The 1591-nt window shown below is 73.0% G+C and carries 2 protein-coding genes; both read right to left on the bottom strand.

What is annotated here, in order from left to right; translation table 11 throughout:
* Positions 1-458: type II secretion system protein GspM (gene gspM, locus DBR12_RS18600; protein ID WP_108618621.1), on the bottom strand; the 458-nt coding region annotated here is incomplete at its 3' end.
* A partial coding sequence (gspL, locus tag DBR12_RS18595; RefSeq protein WP_108618620.1) for a type II secretion system protein GspL occupies positions 455-1591 on the bottom strand: 1137 nt, incomplete at its 5' end. The genes gspL and gspM, both read right to left, overlap by 4 nt.

Genomic DNA, 1591 nt, shown 5'->3' with positions numbered 1-1591 from the left:
GGTGTGGCGGCGGTGGCACTGCGGGTCAGTCGGGCCTCGACGGGAGTGGCGCGGGCATTGCTGCGCGCTTGGGCCAGCCACTGCGCCAGCGCATCGGCCGATGCCCCTTTGAGGGTGATGGTGGCGCGGTCACCCACCACATTGAGCTGGGCCGTGGTGCCCAGGCGCTGCGTGAGGGCCGCGCGCAAGGCGCCGACGACATCGCCGGAGCTGGTGGCGGGTGCGGCCTGCAGCTGCTGGGCTTCGGCCTGCAGGCTGAGCATGCGCTGCAACTGGGCGTCCAGCGCAGCATGGCGCGCGGGTGCTGCGCGCAGGGTGGCCAGCGCGGGGGCCACAGCCACCCACCACAGCAAGGCCAGGCCCACCAGGGCGGCTGCGGCCAGCACGAGGTTCTGTTCACGGGGGGCCAGCGCGTGCCAGCGGGCTCGCAGTGCTGACTCTGGGGTAGGGGGGGTCATGGGCTCACCTCGGTGCGCAGCAGCAGGCTGCCATCTTCCAGCCGAGCCCGGTAGCCCGCAGCCTGCAGGCGGGCCGAGAGCGCGGCTTGTTCGTCAGGGGCCAGTGCCACGCCGCGCAGGCGCAGCTCGCCGGGTGTGTATTCGATGCTGGTGGGCTGGCGGCCCTGTTGTTCCAGACTGGGCAGTGCAGCCCCGGCAGCGGCGAGCAGGGGTTCCAGGTCGCGGGCCGACACACTGCCTGCCGCCTGCCGCAGCTGTGCCAGTTCGCGCTCCATCTGCACGGGGGCATCGACCACTACCTGGACCTTCGGGAAGGTCTGGGTGAGCGCTGCACGCACGGCGGCCTGCTTGGCAGCCAGCGCCTGGCGCTCTTGCCAGGCCCAGGCATTGAGGCCCACCAGGTGGGCTACCACCAGCAGCCCCACACCCCAGCGCGCGGCGCGCCATTGGGGGGCGTTGAGCAGTGCGCTGAACAGGCTGCCCGCCTTGCGCAGGGCCCGGGTGCGGCCGGTGCTGGCCAGATCGAACTGGGCCAGGTCCCAATCGCCCCGGGCAGCATCCAGCGCGCGCTGGCTGGCGGTGTACAGCGCCACGCGCTGGCCCAGCGTGCGTTCGGCCAAGGCGGCCACGGCGGGCTCGGCGCGCACGGGAAGGGTGTTGCCATCTTGTTCGGCCGTGGCGCTGGCTATGGGCGCCCCCGCACGAGCCAGCGCCAGGGCCATGGGGGTCAGGGGCAACACGGCCACGCCCTGGTCGGCGCCCTGGCATGTGAGCACTACAAAGGCCTCTTCCGGGGTACCCAGCGCGCAGAGTTCGGGGCCACCGCTGGCCGTGGGGCCGGGTGCAAATTCAGGGACCACGCGGGACACGCGGCGGCCTGCGGCTTCCAGGGCCTGCAGGTTCTCGCGCAGCCAGGCGCGGTCGCATACAGCCACCCACACGGGCTCGCCGCCCTGGGCTGTGCCGTGGGCGCCGGGCTGCAATGCAAAGTGCAGCTGGGCGGCATCATCGAGCAGGCGGTCTTCGAGCAGGCCCTCGAGCACCGAGCGCAGCCTGGGTGTCTGCTGGCCTGCGCCCAGGGGCACACCGGCGGGCATCTGCACCCGCTGCCACGACAGCGCGCGGGCGGGCAC

The organism is Acidovorax sp. HMWF029, assembly GCF_003060895.1.
Lineage (GTDB): Bacteria > Pseudomonadota > Gammaproteobacteria > Burkholderiales > Burkholderiaceae_C > Acidovorax.
The sequence above is the reverse complement of the archived record's forward strand: the minus strand, read 5'-3'. Positions and strand labels throughout refer to the sequence as shown.